The sequence below is a fragment of the Pandoraea apista genome (genome assembly GCF_001465595.2).
GTDB classification, from domain to species: domain Bacteria; phylum Pseudomonadota; class Gammaproteobacteria; order Burkholderiales; family Burkholderiaceae; genus Pandoraea; species Pandoraea apista.
Map to the genome: position 1 here is coordinate 2034346 of NZ_CP013481.2, position 15425 is coordinate 2049770.

The 15425-nt window shown below is 59.9% G+C and carries 22 protein-coding genes and 1 tRNA gene; 13 read left to right on the forward strand and 10 right to left on the reverse strand.

The genetic code is table 11. The annotated features are described in order from the left end of the window. Positions 1-41 precede the first annotated feature (41 nt). The 12 genes from AT395_RS09395 to AT395_RS09450 all read left to right on the forward strand — a co-directional run bounded on the left by AT395_RS09395 (position 42) and on the right by AT395_RS09450 (position 6801). Positions 42-485, forward strand: coding sequence for a phage GP46 family protein (locus AT395_RS09395; RefSeq protein ID WP_048629109.1), 444 nt, complete (start codon positions 42-44; stop codon positions 483-485). Next, on the forward strand, positions 485-1597 hold the full coding sequence (locus tag AT395_RS09400; RefSeq protein ID WP_048629110.1) for a baseplate J/gp47 family protein: 1113 nt from the start codon (positions 485-487) through the stop codon (positions 1595-1597). Before AT395_RS09395 ends, AT395_RS09400 begins: the two co-directional genes overlap by 1 nt. A gap of 8 nt (positions 1598-1605) precedes the next feature. Then, positions 1606-2202 (forward strand): YmfQ family protein, encoded by a 597-nt coding sequence (locus AT395_RS09405; protein ID WP_048629111.1) that lies wholly within the window; start codon positions 1606-1608, stop codon positions 2200-2202. A gap of 10 nt (positions 2203-2212) precedes the next feature. Further along, positions 2213-3487 carry a gp53-like domain-containing protein gene (locus tag AT395_RS09410; RefSeq protein ID WP_156219728.1) on the forward strand — a complete coding sequence of 425 codons (1275 nt, stop codon included), beginning with the start codon at positions 2213-2215 and terminating at the stop codon, positions 3485-3487. A gap of 3 nt (positions 3488-3490) precedes the next feature. Continuing rightward, positions 3491-4066: a DUF4376 domain-containing protein gene (locus tag AT395_RS09415; protein WP_058375181.1), complete on the forward strand. Its 576-nt coding sequence runs from the start codon at positions 3491-3493 to the stop codon at positions 4064-4066. Between the two features lie 22 nt (positions 4067-4088). Next, on the forward strand, positions 4089-4625 hold the full coding sequence (locus AT395_RS09420) for a glycoside hydrolase family 24 protein (RefSeq protein ID WP_048629114.1): 537 nt from the start codon (positions 4089-4091) through the stop codon (positions 4623-4625). 14 nt (positions 4626-4639) lie between these two features. After that, positions 4640-4933, forward strand: a complete 294-nt coding sequence (locus AT395_RS09425; RefSeq protein ID WP_048629115.1) for a phage holin family protein — start codon at positions 4640-4642, stop codon at positions 4931-4933. 55 nt (positions 4934-4988) lie between these two features. Further along, the gene (locus AT395_RS09430) at positions 4989-5504 is read left to right on the forward strand and encodes a hypothetical protein (protein WP_048629116.1); all 516 of its coding nucleotides are present in this window, start codon (positions 4989-4991) and stop codon (positions 5502-5504) included. Further along, positions 5501-5695 (forward strand): hypothetical protein, encoded by a 195-nt coding sequence (locus AT395_RS09435; RefSeq protein ID WP_048629117.1) that lies wholly within the window; start codon positions 5501-5503, stop codon positions 5693-5695. The genes AT395_RS09430 and AT395_RS09435 overlap by 4 nt, the downstream gene beginning before the upstream one ends. Before the next feature lie 68 nt (positions 5696-5763). Further along, positions 5764-6006 carry a hypothetical protein gene (locus AT395_RS09440; protein WP_124988637.1) on the forward strand — a complete coding sequence of 81 codons (243 nt, stop codon included), beginning with the start codon at positions 5764-5766 and terminating at the stop codon, positions 6004-6006. 10 nt (positions 6007-6016) lie between these two features. After that, positions 6017-6442 (forward strand): hypothetical protein, encoded by a 426-nt coding sequence (locus AT395_RS09445; RefSeq protein ID WP_048629119.1) that lies wholly within the window; start codon positions 6017-6019, stop codon positions 6440-6442. After that, on the forward strand, positions 6439-6801 hold the full coding sequence (locus AT395_RS09450) for a DUF1353 domain-containing protein (RefSeq protein WP_048629120.1): 363 nt from the start codon (positions 6439-6441) through the stop codon (positions 6799-6801). Before AT395_RS09445 ends, AT395_RS09450 begins: the two co-directional genes overlap by 4 nt. Positions 6802-6900: 99 nt before the next feature. Here AT395_RS09450 and AT395_RS09455 read toward each other — a convergent pair whose 3' ends face one another. The 3 genes from AT395_RS09455 to AT395_RS09470 form a co-directional block, all read right to left on the reverse strand. Continuing rightward, positions 6901-7656, reverse strand: a complete 756-nt coding sequence (locus tag AT395_RS09455; protein WP_048629121.1) for an SOS response-associated peptidase family protein — start codon at positions 7654-7656, stop codon at positions 6901-6903. Between the two features lie 435 nt (positions 7657-8091). Further along, positions 8092-8496 carry a type II toxin-antitoxin system HicB family antitoxin gene (locus tag AT395_RS09465; RefSeq protein ID WP_048629123.1) on the reverse strand — a complete coding sequence of 135 codons (405 nt, stop codon included), beginning with the start codon at positions 8494-8496 and terminating at the stop codon, positions 8092-8094. Between the two features lie 74 nt (positions 8497-8570). Next, positions 8571-8750, reverse strand: a complete 180-nt coding sequence (locus AT395_RS09470; protein ID WP_048629124.1) for a type II toxin-antitoxin system HicA family toxin — start codon at positions 8748-8750, stop codon at positions 8571-8573. Between the two features lie 113 nt (positions 8751-8863). On the opposite strand from AT395_RS09470, the gene AT395_RS09475 reads away from it, so the two are divergent. After that, the gene (locus AT395_RS09475) at positions 8864-9493 is read left to right on the forward strand and encodes an SOS response-associated peptidase (RefSeq protein WP_048629125.1); all 630 of its coding nucleotides are present in this window, start codon (positions 8864-8866) and stop codon (positions 9491-9493) included. A 132-nt stretch (positions 9494-9625) separates the two neighbouring features. On the opposite strand, the gene AT395_RS09480 is transcribed toward AT395_RS09475, so the two are convergent. The 7 genes from AT395_RS09480 to tolR all read right to left on the reverse strand — a co-directional run bounded on the left by AT395_RS09480 (position 9626) and on the right by tolR (position 15405). After that, positions 9626-9701: transfer RNA gene (locus tag AT395_RS09480), tRNA-Lys, on the reverse strand. Positions 9702-9807: 106 nt separating this feature from the next. Continuing rightward, a complete protein-coding gene (locus tag AT395_RS09485) occupies positions 9808-10923 on the reverse strand; it encodes a YeeE/YedE family protein (protein ID WP_042115266.1) in 1116 nt (371 codons plus the stop codon). Between the two features lie 331 nt (positions 10924-11254). Then, entirely contained in the window at positions 11255-11998 is a 744-nt protein-coding gene (gene ybgF, locus AT395_RS09490; protein ID WP_042115268.1) for a tol-pal system protein YbgF, read from the reverse strand. A 10-nt stretch (positions 11999-12008) separates the two neighbouring features. Then, positions 12009-12509 carry an OmpA family protein gene (locus AT395_RS09495; RefSeq protein WP_042115270.1) on the reverse strand — a complete coding sequence of 167 codons (501 nt, stop codon included), beginning with the start codon at positions 12507-12509 and terminating at the stop codon, positions 12009-12011. A gap of 30 nt (positions 12510-12539) precedes the next feature. Then, a complete protein-coding gene (gene tolB / locus AT395_RS09500; protein ID WP_042115272.1) occupies positions 12540-13832 on the reverse strand; it encodes a Tol-Pal system beta propeller repeat protein TolB in 1293 nt (430 codons plus the stop codon). A 101-nt stretch (positions 13833-13933) separates the two neighbouring features. Next, positions 13934-14974: a cell envelope integrity protein TolA gene (gene tolA, locus AT395_RS09505; RefSeq protein ID WP_042115273.1), complete on the reverse strand. Its 1041-nt coding sequence runs from the start codon at positions 14972-14974 to the stop codon at positions 13934-13936. Then, positions 14971-15405 carry a protein TolR gene (gene tolR / locus AT395_RS09510; RefSeq protein WP_042115274.1) on the reverse strand — a complete coding sequence of 145 codons (435 nt, stop codon included), beginning with the start codon at positions 15403-15405 and terminating at the stop codon, positions 14971-14973. Before tolR ends, tolA begins: the two co-directional genes overlap by 4 nt. Positions 15406-15425 lie beyond the last annotated feature (20 nt).

Consider the following 15425-nt stretch of genomic DNA (forward strand, 5'->3'; position numbering starts at 1 on the left):
CCCACAAGCCTCCCTCGCGGAGGCTTTTTTGTTTGGTGCGCATGGATACCTCAACCGTTTGGGACTCTGCTGCGAACCGCGGTGACTGGATTCTCGCCGGCGCAGCACTCGAGACGGGAAACGACGTCACAACGGCGCTCCTGATCAGTCTCTTTACCGATCGAATGGCGGATCTGGACGACATCATTCCCGACGGCACGACCGACCCGCGCGGCTGGTGGGGGGATGACGTCGCCGCCGGCCCGATCGGCTCTCGAATGTGGCTCATCTTCCGAGAGAAGCAGACCAAAGAAACGCTGCAGCGGGCATATGACTACATCGTAGAAGCCATCCAATGGATGATCGACGACAAGGTTGTGGCCCGTTTCGACATAAACGTCTCGTGGATCAAGCGGGGCCAGTTGGGCGCCCAGATCACGGCTTACAAGCAGGACGGCTCAATTGTGCCGAACACCTTCACATGGGCTTGGCAGGGGAATGACTGATGCCGTACCAACGACCCACACTAACTGAGCTTCAACAGCAGGTTGCATCCGACATCGCGTCCAATGTATCCGGTTCCGATCCGTTGCTTCGATTTGCAAACCTGAAGATCACTGGTCGAGTTCAAGCTGGCCTAGCGCACCTTCATTACGGATACATCGACTACATCGCCAAACAGGCGGTTCCGTGGACTTCCACAGGCGAGTATCTAGCGGGGTGGGGGGCGTTGCGCAACACGTTCCAGAAATCGCCCACCGCGGCGTCAGGAGTCGTCCCGTTCTCGGGGGTGCCGGGCACGGTGATTCCTGCGGGCTCGTCTGGCGCGCGGGGAGACGGGGTTACCTATACCTCGCAAGCGGATGCTGCCGTTCAGGCGAATGGAGTTGCCACCGTTTCTTTCGTCGCTGATCAGCTTGGTGCGGCAGGCAACTGCGATGCCGGAACTGTCGTCACGCTTGGAGTCGCCATTCCTGGGGTGCAAAGCAGCGGGGCTGCTGCTGCCGCATTCACCGGCGGGGCCGATGCCGAAGAGGAAGACGACTTCAGCGAGCGCGTGATGAGCGCCTATCAAGCGACGCCCCAAGGAGGCGCCGCCGGTGACTATTCGACGTGGGCGCTCGATGTGCCTGGCGTGACTCGCGCGTGGGTGGTTAGAAACGGCTTCGGTGCAGGCACCGTTGTTGTGTACGTGATGCTCGATGATGCCCAGGCGGCCCATGGCGGTTTCCCGCAAGGAGCCGACGGAGTGGCAACAGGGGAGCAGTCCAGGGGCGTCGTCGCGATGGGCGATCAGCTCACCGTAGCAAATGCGATCTTTCCGCTGCAGCCAGTGACTGCGCTTGTTTATGTCTGCTCGCCGATTGCCAATGCCATCAACTTCACGATCACGGGCCTGTCGGGGGCATCTGACGCGATTAAGTCCGCAATCTCGGCGGCTATCGCCGGAGTGTTCCGTGCAAACGGCGCTCCTGGCGGAACGATCGATATGTTGGATATCAATTCGGCGATCGGGTCGATCTCGGGAACAAGTGGATCCGTGATTACTAGCCCTGTTGGCAACATCACCAATACGACTGGTCAGCTTCCGACTCTCGGGACAATTACATATCCGTAAGGAAGGCGATGCTTGCTCCATCACTGTCGACAGATGATTATCTGCACGCGTTCCAAGGGCTCATGCCTCGCGGCGCAGTCTGGCCTCGGGACCCTGATGCGCTTCAAACGAAGGTAATCCGCGGACTAAGTTCGATCTATGCGCAGAACACTGCGCGGGCCAATAACCTGCTGATCGATTCGTTTCCCGGTACGGCGTTCGAGCTTCTTCCTGAGTGGGAGAAAACACTTGGGTTGCCGGACCCGTGTGCGGGAGTGGCACCGACGATAGAAGCGCGTCGCGCCCAAGCAGTGGCTCGACTTGCTGCTGTTGGTGGACAGTCCGTCGCATATTTCATCCAACTGGCCACGAATCTCGGCTACTCCGTCACTATCACGCAGTTTTCGCCGTTCGTCTTCGGACAGGCGTCATTTGGCGATGCGTTGAACGGGCCGGATTGGGCTTTTGCTTGGCAGGTGAACGCCCCGTCATATTCGATTCGCTATTTCGCATTTGACACCAGCGTTTTTGGCGAGCCGTTTGCATCTTGGAATAACAACGTTCTTCAATGTGAGATATCGGCGTACGCGCCTGCTCACACCATTCCCCTCTTCAACTACAACTGACCACATCAATATGGATCGATTGATAGCGCAATATACGGTCCCGGTAGGTAGCGGCGATACCGCGCCAGCGACGGGGACACCGGGCCAAGCCACGAGCGGAAATCCGGCAACGAATACGCCGGCAACTCGGTTGCCAGCGTACGCTTGGAATGCGATTCAGGAAGAACTGATGGGTGTGCTTGCAGCAGGCGGTATCGCTGCGGATCGCAACAATAATACGCAGGTCGTCGCGGCAATTCGCAGGCTAGTACAAACCAAAACGGTCCTTGTAGATGTCGGTACTGCCAACGCCTATGCGGCATCTAACACGCCGGCGCTGACGGCACTTCCAGCCAGTGGCTTCGTTCAAGTGGTGAGCATCGCGAATGCCAACACCGGTGCTGCGACGTACGCGCCGGACGGCCTTGCCGCCAAACCAATTCTGGGCATGGCGAACGCACAACTGCAAGGTGGTGAGTTGCCGGCGAAGGGCGTCGCTACTCTGGTCTACGTGGTCGCGTCTAACCTGAACAGCGGAAACGGCGCATGGGTTCTCATTGAATGCACGGGAGGTGCCCAGCAGCTTGGTGCCGGGTCGTATGGCTCAACGCCTCCGCAGTTCGACAACAGTGCCAAGTTCGCAACGACTGCCGGCGTAAAATCCGCTGGGTTCCGACATGCGGCGTCCGTGCCTCTTTCTGCCGCAACCACGCTTGACGCGAGCTATGCAGGGAAAATCGTAGTACTCGGCGGAGCGGGCGGATACACCATAACGCTACCAGCAAGATCTGCGCTGCCGGATGGCGAGTCGATCACGTTCATTTGCACGGCATCCGCAGCTGTGACCATTCAACGAGCAGTACCGGACCAGATTTATCCGAACAGTGCCTCTATTACGTCATTGTCAATGAGCAACGGCGCAACCGCCGTACTTGAGTCGTCGAATGCGGTTTCTGGATGGGCCTTGATTGATGGCTCATCGCAACTTGTCTATGGCGGAATGATGGGGGCGTCGATCGCTCCCAATGGGTATACGAAACTGCCCAACGGGTTAATTATTCAGTGGACTGGTTCGTCCTATAGCTTTCCTGGAAGCGGGCAGCAAACGCTGGATATCAATTTCCCCATCGCATTTCCAAACGGCGTGTTGTCCGTAATAGTTGGGAATGGGGAGAACAGCACATCTCAGAACGACGGTGTAGTGCAATGGAATCCCATTGCGACAACCACTGCAAAGTTCAGAGTTTATTGCTACAGCGCGATTGCGGCATTCACGGGCTTTACCGCAATCGCCATTGGATATTAATTTTTGGAGCGAATTTTGGGCCAAAAGTACGCAGCATATGACGCGCAAGGCGTTATCACCGCCTATTACGATAGCGTCGATAGCCCGGTGCCTGTAGGTATCGAAAATGTGATGGAGATCACCGACGCACAATGGCAAGAATGTCTCACTTCTCGTGGCCATACGGTCGTGAATGGTGTACTCGTGGCACCTGCCGCGGCGACTTCGGAAGAGCTGCTGGCGCAGGCAAAGGTGCTGCAGTGCGCTGCGATCGATGCTTCATATGTCCTCGCCTCGACGTCCAGCGTAACGTTCAAGACCTCAGCCGGGGTGTCACAGACTTATCAGGCGGACTCGGATAGTCAGTTGATTCTGATGCAGGCCGTGCAGGGATACTCGCTTGCGGGCTCAGTGCCGACAGGGTTTTTCTGGAAAGCTGAAGACAACACGTTAGTCAGCTTTTCATTACAGGATCTTGAAGGGCTCTATACAGCCATGTTAGCCAATGGTTGGGCTGCCTTTCAGAAGCGCGCAGAGTTGAAGAAAGCGATCGCCTCGGCTACATCCATCGACGCCGTACAGGCTATCAACTGGGGCTAACGCCTCCCTCTGAGGTTTCCCGATGCCACAAATCGATGCTGCCAGCGCTGGCGGCAGGAACGCGCTCGCCTTCCTGGACACGCTCGCCGTGAGCGAGCTGGGCCGGCTTGCGATGGCCAACTCCGATGATGGTTACAACATCATCGTCGGGGGCAGCCAGTCTAAGCCGACGTTGTTCACCAACTACCAAGACCATCCACGCATCAAGGTGACAATTCTCGACAAGAACGGGAAGCCGAAGATCGACGCGAGAACCGGCAAACCGCTGCAATCTACGGCGGCGGGGCGATATCAGATACTGGCGTGGATATTCGATAGTTACCGGCCGCTATTAAAACTGCCCGACTTCTCGCCGCGCAGCCAAGATTTGATTGCACTTCGTCTCATCCGCGAGTGCGGTGCTATGCCGGATATCGTTGCGGGGCGGACCTCAACGGCCATCGCAAAATGCGCGAGCCGCTGGGCGAGCCTCCCCGGCGCTGGATACGGCCAACACGAAAATTCTCTCGACTTGTTGCTTGACGCCTACCGGCGCGCAGGCGGCGTCATTGCAGCCTAAATCCGGGGGGATCGATGGGCGACGAAAAAACACTGTGGGGTTTTGCGGGGCTGGCTCTGTTGGGGGCTCTCATGGGACTCGGAAAATTGCTGGTCAGCGATGAGGTGCTGACGATCCGCCTGATGGTTGGCCGCTCGATCTTGGGCGCCGGCGCATCAATGATTGCTGGCGTGGTGCTGATCCAAATTCCGGACATTCCGCCGCTGGCGCTGTACGGGATTGGCAGTGCGCTCGGCGTGGTTGGTGCTCAATTCATTGAAGGGGCTCTCAAGCGAAAAGGGCGGCAGTTTCTTGGGGACCGAAACTGATGAACCACATCGTCGCTGGCCGCCTTCGGGCGGCCTTTTTGCTTCTTGGGGGCCTATGACTGACGTAACCAAAACCCACGATGAGCGTGAGACGCTCGTTGTCGACGTGCTGCTTCCGGGGCACGAGCCACGCACAACCACGCCTCTATTCACGCGTACGCGTCACGCGCTCATCGAGCGCGAGGGTGGCTGCTGCTTCGTCTGCGGCGGTACTGATCACGACACCGGGCATCCGCTTGAGGCGCATCACCATCCGATCGAGCGCAGCACCGCGAACATGATCGACTGGCCGCGCTTCGCTGAGGACTGCCGAGCGGGTATCTGGGGCGAGCGTGCCCGTGCATTCGATTGGGACGGGTTTTTGGCTGCCCAACCCTTCGATCCGTACCGGTTTGTCGACGACATGACCGTCAACGGGATGTTGCTCTGTAAAGAGCATCACATCGGCAAGGGGGTGGGCATTCACATGCTGCCGCTTCCGCTGCTGCTCGCACAGAAATACGCCGTCGAGGGATATCAGTTCACTCCGAGCGAGGTCATCCACCACCACGATAAGGAAACGACGAAATGAACACTCGCACCAAAGTCCTGTGCTATGCCGCGCTGCTTGCCGCTTGGGGGCTCTTTGCATATGCCGGGAAGACGCCTGTCGATGGCTTCATCACTGCAATCGGTGCTGCCTTGGCGACGCTTGGCGCCGTGCATGTTGGCGCAGGCAAGCCGCAGACCGATCAGACACCGCCCTCGGGCACGCCGCAGTGATCCGCTCGGCGTTTGCATGCGCAGCCAGCGTTGTCCTAGCCGCGTGTGTCGGCACTGCACGCTACGAGGTGCAGCCATTCTATGACGCTGCGGGACAACTGATCTGCTGCAAGGCATCCGTCTCGAGTAGCAAGGACGTCGGCGCAGTCACCGTGCGTGTGACCAACACCCCCGAAGGATTCACCCTTGACTTTGCCGAGACGGGCGTATCAGCCAGTGCGCCGATTACCGCCGGTGGCGGCATCGCTTCTAGCATCTCAGCAGCCGTCGCGAGCGCGGCGGCCACCGCCGTTCGACTCACCACCCCGTAAGGAAATCACCATGAAGCGTTTCGCCATTCTGGCCGCGTGCGCGGCCGTGCTTTCGTTCGCCGTAACGGCTTGTTCTACGACGAGCCAGTCGGTGCCAACCCCGACGCAAGTTGCCGCACGGGTGTGCCCGCCGGTTGAAGTGGCTATCACGTCGCTACAGCAAGTCAGCGGCATGAGCGATGCTGCGCTGCACGCGCTTGCCGATGCGCAGCCTGTCGTGAGCGCTGTTTGTGCGGCGGGCTCGACGGTCGACGCCGTCAACCTGCAAACGCTTGCGAGTGCAGGCCTGCCGGCAATCGTCACGGTGGTGAAGGCGTCGCCGCTGTCCGCGCAAGACCAGGATCGCATCGTGCTGGGCGTGACCACTGCGCAGATCCTGCTGGCGGCTTCAATCGCCGCTTGGCCATCGGATCAATCGACCGACGCAGCGAAATGAGCCGGTTCCTGACCCGACTGGTGATGGAAAACGCCACCGATTGCGATGACGGCCGGTGGCGGCTCGTGCGGGCGCTCGTGTATCAGTCTGACGTGGCAGATCAGACCTTCGTCGTGCCGCGCGGATTCGTCACTGATCTCGCGTCGGTGCCTCGGCTGCCCGTCGTGTACTGGCTGGCCGGCGGCACGTCGAATGAGGCCGCAGCGGTGCACGATTGGCTCTACACTGCAAAGCCTGTGTCGAGGGCGGTGGCTGACAAGGTGCTTCGTGAAGCTTCCGCCGTCACTTGCGTGCCGGTCTGGCGCCAGTGGCTCATGTACTGGGGCGTTCGGCTCGCCGGTGCGTCGCATTGGCGCTGACGCTGCCCACATCGCTGGACTTGCCTGCGAGCGCAGCTACGATGCGCTGACGAAAAATGATAATCAAAGCGATCAACCATCGGAAAAAGATCACTAGAGTTAGCGTTTTCGTGGGTAGGCGCTGTGGCTCGGCTTCTCCCACCACTCATCTGCATTCTCTCCATAGCGGAACTCGCTCAGCTTAGGTGCTCGCTTGAGCAGCGCGGGGCCGTCCATTTTCGGGTTCAGCACATGCTGCGTGACCCGTGCCCACTCGAAGGCATTTCCCATCATCGTGTGACGAGCGAGTATGTCTCGTTCTCGCGGCGCCAGGCCGGGGGCGAGCCAGAAGCGTGCTTGCTCGCCGGCCAGGGTGACCGGTACGCGCGGCGTCAGCTCAGCCAGTTTGCCTGGAGCCGAGGCTACCAGCACAGAGAATCCAGAGACGGCCGACCAGTACACCGGTGCGCCGAGAGCGAGTAGAAACACTGGCTCGCCGTTGCGCGGGCGGACATGCCAAGCCTCTCTCTCATTTCCCTTCCCAATCACGATCGTCCAGCCGCAAGCGCACACCAGATATCGATGGTGCTGCCAAGCCTCACTGAAATAGGGCTTGTCTGCGGCCGTTTCCGCTTGAGCGAAAGGCTGCCGGCCATATCGCTTTCCAAGGTCATTGTCAGGGGCGAATCCCCACTGAGCGACGTTGATGTTCAGGGCACCGCTATCGCTTCGGAACGCAAGCGGGACCAGGTCGCCGGGCATCATGTTGAACCCTTTGCTCGTGTCACCCTGGAATCGCTGATCGACGCGGTCAGTCTCGCCCAAGGCGCGAGCATAATCAGCGCGGCCGCGAGCGCGGATGATTCTGATATCCATGACGCACCGCTATTACGCCGCGGCGTACTCATCGAGTGCCGGAGTTCTCCCATGCTGGAACAGGACCTTCGGCGACTCCATCGCCCCAGTCTCCGGATCAAGCAGGACTTCGTAGGCTGCTATGCCCGCGTGCCGGTCGCGCATTGAATGGGCGACGCGCACGGCGCCGGCGCTCGTGCTGGCCGGCCTCACCTCAACAGGCAACAGGTCGCCCCCTGACCCTTTGCGGAATGGGACGACGATAAATCTGGGGGTGTGGGGGGCTTGCATGGCGACCTCTCTCGGGTGACTTCGAGGGAGGTAAACTATCATAAGATACTGTATAAAAACACAGTATTTTGGTGAGGGAATTGGGGAAAAAAAATCCCACCCCCTATGGGGTGGGATCTGCATTCAAGCCAAACCCGCATCGCGCTTGGTGTGGCATCTTCTTAGTCAAGCTTCATGGGCAAGCGCCTCCAAAGCGACGCGAGCGAGAAAGCCGCTACGGGTCTCATGGCGTTTTTCAACGTAAGCATCGATCTTGTGAAGGACGAAGCGCGGGAAGCTAACGTTGATGCGCTCCGGTTTGCTATCAAGCTTTGTTACATCGACATCTGCTAAAGCCCAAACGGCGCCAGCAAATTCCTCACGCTTAGCCAAATCCTCGATGTCTGAGCAGGAAAACGTCACATCTTCCGAATACTCAAGCGACGTTTCGATATGGCCTTTGATTGCTTCCTTTGCATTCCTGATGGCGTCGTCGATGGTTTCGCCCCAGGAGAAGCAGCCCGGAACATCCGGCACTGTCACTCCATAGACACTCCCATCATCCTTATGAATTGCGATGGGAAATTCCATTGCGATACTCCTTATTTCGTGCACTCCTTGTCCGCATCCAAGTCACCAGAAGGTTGGTGAAAAAGCCACCGGCTTTACAGGCCGGCGGCTTTCAGGATGCTTTTAACAGTCCCAACTGGCAGATCCTTCTTCGGGTGAGGCACCGTCACAAGTAGCGGCTTCGTTGGGTGTTTAAAGTGGTGGTGGCTGCCAGTGATTCGCGCTAACTTCCAACCATCATCTTCGAGCATCCGGATGATTTTCGATGAATTCATCGTCAGTCTCCGTCTGTTCTTGTGTGTAATTCTACACACATTTCTCACGGAAGCAAGAATTTTTGTGGGTGTGTGTGTATTTTTTCTTTGTGCCTTGGGATGTGGAGAACCATATGTGCACAAACTACCGGGTACCGGATCGGCAGTTGTTCAGCGAATACTACGGCGTGCCGCCGCCGATCGGCGAGTGGCGCGACGAGGTCTACAAGGACTATTTCGCCCCGATCATTCGCCGGGACGGCGAGGGGCGGCGCTCTGACTTGGCGTCGTTCGGGATGGTGCCGCGCGAGAAGATCCCGCCAGGCGTGAAGGTGTTCGACACAATGAACGCGCGCGCCGAGACGGTGGGGGAGAAGCGCAGCTTCAGCAGCGCGTGGAAGAAGCAGCAGCTTTGCCTGATCCCGACACAGGTTTTCCGCGAGCCGAATTACGAGACCGGCAAATCGGTATGGTGGGACATCGGCCTAGCCAGCGGTGAGCCGTTTGCGCTTGCCGGTCTATGGCGCGAGTGGGAGAGCGACGGCGGCCCGCGCTTCTCTTTTACGATGCTCACGCTCAACGCAGACCATCATCCGCTGATGAAGCGATTCCACAAGCCGGGGAGTGAGAAGCGGTCGGTGGTGATCATCAAGCCGGCCGACTATGACGACTGGCTCGGTGCTCGATCGATGGACGAGGCGCGGTCGTTCGTGACGCTGCCGGATGCTGACACAATGACTGCGGCGCCAACGCCGAAATCCTGACGTCAAAAGTGCACAGGGACTGCCTACCTGTGGTGGTTGATGCAGATGACCTTCATGGTGTTTTGCGGAAAACTCCATGGATTGCGGAAAACAAAAAGGGGTTGCGATTTCTCGCAACCCCTCGAATTCGTTTGGTAGGCCGTGCGGGATTCGAACCTGCGACCAACGGATTAAAAGTCCGCTGCTCTACCAGCTGAGCTAACGACCCAACGAAGAAAAAGATTATAGCGTTACAGTCGTTATAGTGTCAATACTTGTGTGACGCAGATCGGTTCGATTCGCAGGTAATTCACGCATATGCGCGCGAATTACCGTCAAACGCTGCGCTCAATGCGCCACATCTGATATTTGAATGCGCAGACGCCGCCCGCGAGAATTGCCGCGATCGCCACGAACGATCCCAGCGCCAGTGTCGATACCCCGGACAACCCCTGGCCGACTGTGCAACCCAGCGCCGTTACACCGCCGAAGCCCATGAGCATGCCACCCGCCATGTGGTTCGCCGTGTCTTCCGTGCCCTGAAAGCCTTCCCAGCGGAAATTGCGCGAAACCAACGCATAGACGAACGAACCGGCGATGACGCCGAGCACGCTCGCAATGCCCAGCGTAATGATATTGCTCGTGTCGCTCCACATCATCAGCCAATACAACGTGTAGGCGAGCGGCGACACGAACGACAGTGCTTCCATCTTGCCCGAATTCGTAGCGACGAAACTCTCCTCCAGCGTGTTCGGATTCTCGGCAACGTAGCCGACCTTGCCCGAGACGTACCACAGCGCCACGATGATCGCGCCAACGGCCAGGCCGCCCAGCAGGTTGTCGAACGTCCAGAATTCGCGTCGTGCAAGCGCCGCGATCACAAACGCGCCACCGATCACCAACCCGAGAACGAGCTGCGCGCGCTGGATGTCGCCACCGAACATGCCACCCAGTAACGTGGGCAAATCCTGCGACGTAGCGAAGGTCGTCTGCACACTGTCGATGGCCGTCACGCGCAGTACGGCGAACACGCCTTTGAGCGTCATGTACGCCGACAAACCGATCATCGTGAAAACGAGCAGCGACTTCAGATTGCCACCACCAATGCGCACCAGCGTCTTGCTGCCGCACCCGGACGCCAGCACCATACCGAAGCCGAAAAGCCATCCGCCAACGATGTACGACAGCCACGTAAAGCGCGGCGTGGTGTAAATCGCCTTGACCGGATCGATGATGCCTTGCGAGGCGAGAATGCCGGTGCCGATGGTTGCCACGCCAATGGCAAGCCACCACATGCGCATGCGATTCCAGTCACCGATGTTGACGATGTCGGAGAGGGCGCCCATTGTGCAAAAGTGCGTGCGTTGCAGTACCGCACCGAACACGAAGGCGAGGGCAAAAGTGAGCCACACGACTGTGTGGGAGAGGGCAGTGAGATCGACGTCGGTCATGAGGCGAGAAGACGATAGCGGCCGTGCCCGGCCGTTCGATACATTGTCGCGAGCCATGGGGTGCGGCTGGCATTGTTGTTATCAGACGTGCTGCGCAAGTTGTGCGCGAGCCCGTCGCGGGCGCGGTCGTCATGCGAGCCGGCCGTGATCGGCCTGCGCACATCCCCTGAGACGCTGCGCCTCGAGCGCTTGGAAAGTCCGTATTCTACTTGAGGTCGCCCCTGGCAACTCGCAAACCCCGGAAACGACAACGCCGCCCAAAGGCGGCGTCGTGCGTTTGACGAGGATCCTCACACGGAAGGCAGGTTCGCGCAACCTCCCGAGGGGCGTGTTACTTCAGCTTGGCCGCACGCTTCTTGGCCTCCGCTGCCGATTCGCTGTCCGGGTACCTGGCCATCAAATCCTGCAACGTCTTTTTCGCTGCGGCAACTTGCCCGGACTCTGCCTGGTTGCTGGCAATTGCCAGCATGGCTTCGGCAGCCTTCGGGCTCGTCGGGTACTTCGTCACGATCCCTTGCAGCGTCGCAGTCGACCCCTTCAGATCCTTGTTGGCATACTGCGCATTGCCAAGCCAGAACTGCGCTTCGGGTTGATACGGGCTGCCAGGATACTTGGCCGTGAAGGTCCGGAAATCCGTTTGCGCACCTTTGTAGTCACCATTGCGGAATTTCGTCAGCGCGGCGTCAAAGACATCTTTCTCGCCCGGTTGGACGGTGCCTGTCACGCCGCCGACGGTCATCTGCTGCGGTTCGAATTTCTTCAGACGGCCATCGAGGTCGTTGTAGAAATCCTTTTGACTCTGTTGCAGGTTTGCAAGCTGGTTCTTCAGATCTTCATTCTGACCGCGCTGGTCGGCCAGATCACGTTGCAACTGCTGGATCTGGTTGTTCAAATCCAGCACGTTGCGCGTGAGCCCCTCGATCCGTTGCTTGTCTGAATCCAGACGGCTGCGGATATCGAGGATCGCTTTGCGCGCCTCGTCGTCGTCGAACAATCCGGCATGCGCCAGCGGGCTCAGCACCGTAGTGCCGAGCATCGCCGCGCAGATCATGTTTTTAAGCAAACGAGACGTCATGACGATTCAATCAATAAGCCAGGTCGGCGCGACGGTCCTGGGCCCAACCAGCCTCGTCGGTGCCCGTAGCCTTTTCCTTGCCCAGCGAAACGGCTTCCATCTGGCTGGTGTTGGCACCCAGGGCCGACATGGCCTTCACCACGGCTTCAGCACGCTTCTGACCCAGGGCCAGGTTGTACTCGCTCGTGCCGCGCGGGTCGGTGTTGCCCTGAACCAGCACGTGACGCTGCGAGTACTTGTTCAGGAAGGCGGCGTGCGCCTGGAGCATCGGCGTGTACTGAGCGTCGACGTTGTACTGGTCGAAGCCGAAGTACACGCTGCGCTTGGCGAGCGGGCCGTTCGGGTTGTTCAGTTCGTCAGCCGATGCGTCGACGGGGGCGACAGCGCGGGCGTCGGTCGTGGTCTGACCCTTGTTGGCGTTAGCCTGGTCGTCAAGCTTGACACCCGACGAGCAAGCGGCCAGAGCGGCCAGCGAAGAGATGGCGAGGATGTTACGAAGCAGGGAACTCATATGAGCCTCCGATTGATGTTGCTGTTGATGTTATTGCATAAAAGGGCCCCAGGAGGGTTCGCGAACTTCCCCTCCTCGAACCTGAAGAATCTGCCGGGTTTGCCCGTCCACCGAGACTGCCGCGAGAACCTTGCGGCCTCCCGACTGCGTTGCATAAAGAATGTACTTGCCGTTTGCAGCAAAACTCGGTGACTCGTCGTGGCTGGTGTCGGTCAGAGCCGTAACATCGCCAGTACTCATATCCTGCACGCACAGCTTGAATCCGCCACCCTGACGCGCGATGAACGCGAGCAACTTGCCGTCGGGACTGATTCGCGGGCTGACGTTGTAACTCCCCTTGAAGGTGACGCGCTGCGCTCCGCCTTCACCCTCGCCCCCGGCCGGCATCTTGTAGATTTGCGGACCACCGCCACGATCGCTCGTGAAGTAAATCCATTTGCCATCCGGGGAATACTGCGGTTCGGTATCGATCGCGCCGCTACGTGACAGACGCTTGAGGTTACCGCCATTGGCGTTGACCTGATAAATCTGCGTATTGCCGTCGCGCGAGAGGGCCACGGCGAGCTTGCTGCCGTCCGGCGCCCACGACGGCGCGGAGTTGTTACCCTTCTCGTTGGCCAGCACGGCACGGCGCCCCGTCGGAAGATCGTGGATGTACACGACCGGCTTGCGCTTCTCGAACGAGACGTACGCGACCTTGGTGCCGTCCGGCGACCACGCCGGCGAAATGATCGGCTCGCGGCTGTTGAGCGCGACGCGTGCGTCCTGGCCGTCCGAATCCGAAATCTGCAACTGGTAGTTGCTGCCGCTGTGCAACACGTAAGACAAGCGCGTGGCGAACACGCCGCGGTCGCCCAGCAACTTCTGATAAATATAGTCGGCAATCTTGTGTGCGGTCAGCCGCAGATTCGCCGCCGAGGAGGTGAGGGCCAGGCCGCCGAGCGGTTGACCGTTCACGGCGTCGTACAGGCGGAAGCTGACCTGGAAGTTGCCGTTGCCCGCCGGCGCAATCGTGCCGGAGACAAATGCGTTCGCGCCTTTCGCGCGCCAGGTGCCGAGGTCGACCGAATCGTCCACGCCAACGGTGGCGCCGCCCGTATCGACCTGATTGAAGCGTCCACTGTTGCTCAGGTCAGCCTTGACGACGGACACGATGTCCGTTGGCGCGGTGCCCTTGAAATTCGACACGGCGATCGGGTAGCGGTTGGTACCGACGCCCGTGATGTCGACGGTCAGCGGTGTCTGCGCATGGGCGATCGTGCAAGCCGCGGTGAGCCAGGTGGCCACCAGCGCACGCCATGCATATTGACTGGAGATTCGCATGCGTTCGATTGGTCAGTTACGCGGTGCAAGGGCCATTTTTACCACATTCAAGTGAAAATGGACTCGCATCGCTCAGTTTTCGTTCCCGATTGACAACATACTCAGCCTTTTGGACTAAAGCGCAGGTTGACGCTCGGGGGCGCTTTGCCGTTCGTGTCGCGCGGCAAGGGGTCGGATTTGGTGATGGCGGCCTGTACGGCGGCGTCCCACGCGGGATTGCCGCTCGACTTGACCAACTGCATCGATAGTACGCTGCCATCCGGAGCGAGGCGTACTGCGACAACAGCCGTGGGATTGCCCTCGGTGTCGCCGCCGTAAGCGATGTTCGGTTTGACCTTGGCGCGCACGCGATCGGCATAGCCTGCCGATGCCGTGCCGCCGGCGCCCGAGCCGGTACCGCCGGCCTGCGAGCCCAGCCCGTTGCCGGTAGCGCCCGGCGTGCCGCCGGCCATGCCACGTAACGCCGCCAGACGCTCGGCGCGTGCGGCATCGGCAGCCTTCTGCGCTGCCGCTTCCTTAGCCGCCTTGGCCTTGGCGGCCTTGTCTTCCGCAGCCTTCTTCTCGGCGTCCGCCTTCTTCTGCGCGTCGGCCAGTTGTTGCTGCTTCTGTTGTTCTGCCTTCTTGGCTTCGTCTTCCTTCTGACGCTTCAACTCCTCGGCCTTCTTCTGATCCGCCAGCTTCTGCTGACGCGCCGCTTCGTCTGCGGCGGCTTTCTTGCGCGCCAGCTCGGCCGCCGCCTGCTGCTCGGCGAGTTGCTTCTGCCTGAGCGCTTCCTGACGTGCCTTTTCCTGCTGCGCTTCGAGCAGCCGCGCCTGTTCGGCGGCCTGCTGCTCTTGCTTGCGTTTCTTTTGCTGGAGCGCGATGTCGGCGTCTTCTGCCGGCGGCGTGGGGGCGGCAATGGCGGGCGGCGCCGGTGTCGGCGCAGGTGTCACGACCGGTGGCGTCGGCTCGGCGACTTCGGCGGGTGTCCACAGCTCGGCTTCGGAGCCGGCCGGCGAACTGTTCTGCCAGCGCATGCCGTAGAAGAGCAGCGCAAACAGCAGCGCGTGCATGAACAGCGCGAGGAGGAATGCCCGCCCCGTGCCCCGCTCATCCTTGCGCGGGCCAATGGGACGGTCGGAACGGGCTACAGTGCGGCTCATTTCTGCTTGACGAGCAGGCCCACGCGCTTCACGCCCTGGGCCTTGAGATCGGACATCACGTTCATGACGATTTCATAGCGCACCGACTTGTCGGCGGCAATGACGACCGGCTGATCGGGATTCGCGGCCTGACGGCCTTGCAGGAACCCGGTCAGATCGCCCCCGCTCATGCGCTGCTCGACGGTATTCTCCCCATCCTTGTAGCGCACCAGCATGCGGTTATCGGCTTCGATGTTAACGACTACCGGCGGCGTCTGCTGCTGCGGACTCGCGTTAGCGACGCTCGGCAAATTGACGATCGACGGCGCGACGAGGGGGGCTGCCACCATAAAGATGACGAGCAGCACCAGCATCACGTCGATGTACGGTACGACGTTGATGTCCGCCATGGCGCGACGGCCGCGGCGAGCGTTGCGCATAGAACCTGCCATGTCTCGGCGCTCCCGGAATG

What these genes read in the sequence shown, in the direction of transcription:
- AT395_RS09475 (WP_048629125.1), top strand. Translation starts at nt 8,864, where the DNA reads ATGTGCACAAACTACCGGGTACCGGATCGGCAGTTGTTCAGCGAATAC.
- AT395_RS09420 (WP_048629114.1), top strand. Translation starts at nt 4,089, where the DNA reads ATGCCACAAATCGATGCTGCCAGCGCTGGCGGCAGGAACGCGCTCGCC.
- AT395_RS09495 (WP_042115270.1), bottom strand. Translation starts at nt 12,509, where the DNA reads ATGAGTTCCCTGCTTCGTAACATCCTCGCCATCTCTTCGCTGGCCGCT.
- ybgF (WP_042115268.1), bottom strand. Translation starts at nt 11,998, where the DNA reads ATGACGTCTCGTTTGCTTAAAAACATGATCTGCGCGGCGATGCTCGGC.
- AT395_RS09430 (WP_048629116.1), top strand. Translation starts at nt 4,989, where the DNA reads ATGACTGACGTAACCAAAACCCACGATGAGCGTGAGACGCTCGTTGTC.
- tolR (WP_042115274.1), bottom strand. Translation starts at nt 15,405, where the DNA reads ATGGCAGGTTCTATGCGCAACGCTCGCCGCGGCCGTCGCGCCATGGCG.
- AT395_RS09470 (WP_048629124.1), bottom strand. Translation starts at nt 8,750, where the DNA reads ATGAATTCATCGAAAATCATCCGGATGCTCGAAGATGATGGTTGGAAG.
- AT395_RS09405 (WP_048629111.1), top strand. Translation starts at nt 1,606, where the DNA reads ATGCTTGCTCCATCACTGTCGACAGATGATTATCTGCACGCGTTCCAA.
- AT395_RS09410 (WP_156219728.1), top strand. Translation starts at nt 2,213, where the DNA reads ATGGATCGATTGATAGCGCAATATACGGTCCCGGTAGGTAGCGGCGAT.
- AT395_RS09435 (WP_048629117.1), top strand. Translation starts at nt 5,501, where the DNA reads ATGAACACTCGCACCAAAGTCCTGTGCTATGCCGCGCTGCTTGCCGCT.
- AT395_RS09465 (WP_048629123.1), bottom strand. Translation starts at nt 8,496, where the DNA reads ATGGAATTTCCCATCGCAATTCATAAGGATGATGGGAGTGTCTATGGA.
- AT395_RS09450 (WP_048629120.1), top strand. Translation starts at nt 6,439, where the DNA reads ATGAGCCGGTTCCTGACCCGACTGGTGATGGAAAACGCCACCGATTGC.
- AT395_RS09445 (WP_048629119.1), top strand. Translation starts at nt 6,017, where the DNA reads ATGAAGCGTTTCGCCATTCTGGCCGCGTGCGCGGCCGTGCTTTCGTTC.
- tolB (WP_042115272.1), bottom strand. Translation starts at nt 13,832, where the DNA reads ATGCGAATCTCCAGTCAATATGCATGGCGTGCGCTGGTGGCCACCTGG.
- AT395_RS09425 (WP_048629115.1), top strand. Translation starts at nt 4,640, where the DNA reads ATGGGCGACGAAAAAACACTGTGGGGTTTTGCGGGGCTGGCTCTGTTG.
- AT395_RS09400 (WP_048629110.1), top strand. Translation starts at nt 485, where the DNA reads ATGCCGTACCAACGACCCACACTAACTGAGCTTCAACAGCAGGTTGCA.
- AT395_RS09485 (WP_042115266.1), bottom strand. Translation starts at nt 10,923, where the DNA reads ATGACCGACGTCGATCTCACTGCCCTCTCCCACACAGTCGTGTGGCTC.
- AT395_RS09395 (WP_048629109.1), top strand. Translation starts at nt 42, where the DNA reads ATGGATACCTCAACCGTTTGGGACTCTGCTGCGAACCGCGGTGACTGG.
- AT395_RS09455 (WP_048629121.1), bottom strand. Translation starts at nt 7,656, where the DNA reads ATGGATATCAGAATCATCCGCGCTCGCGGCCGCGCTGATTATGCTCGC.
- tolA (WP_042115273.1), bottom strand. Translation starts at nt 14,974, where the DNA reads ATGAGCCGCACTGTAGCCCGTTCCGACCGTCCCATTGGCCCGCGCAAG.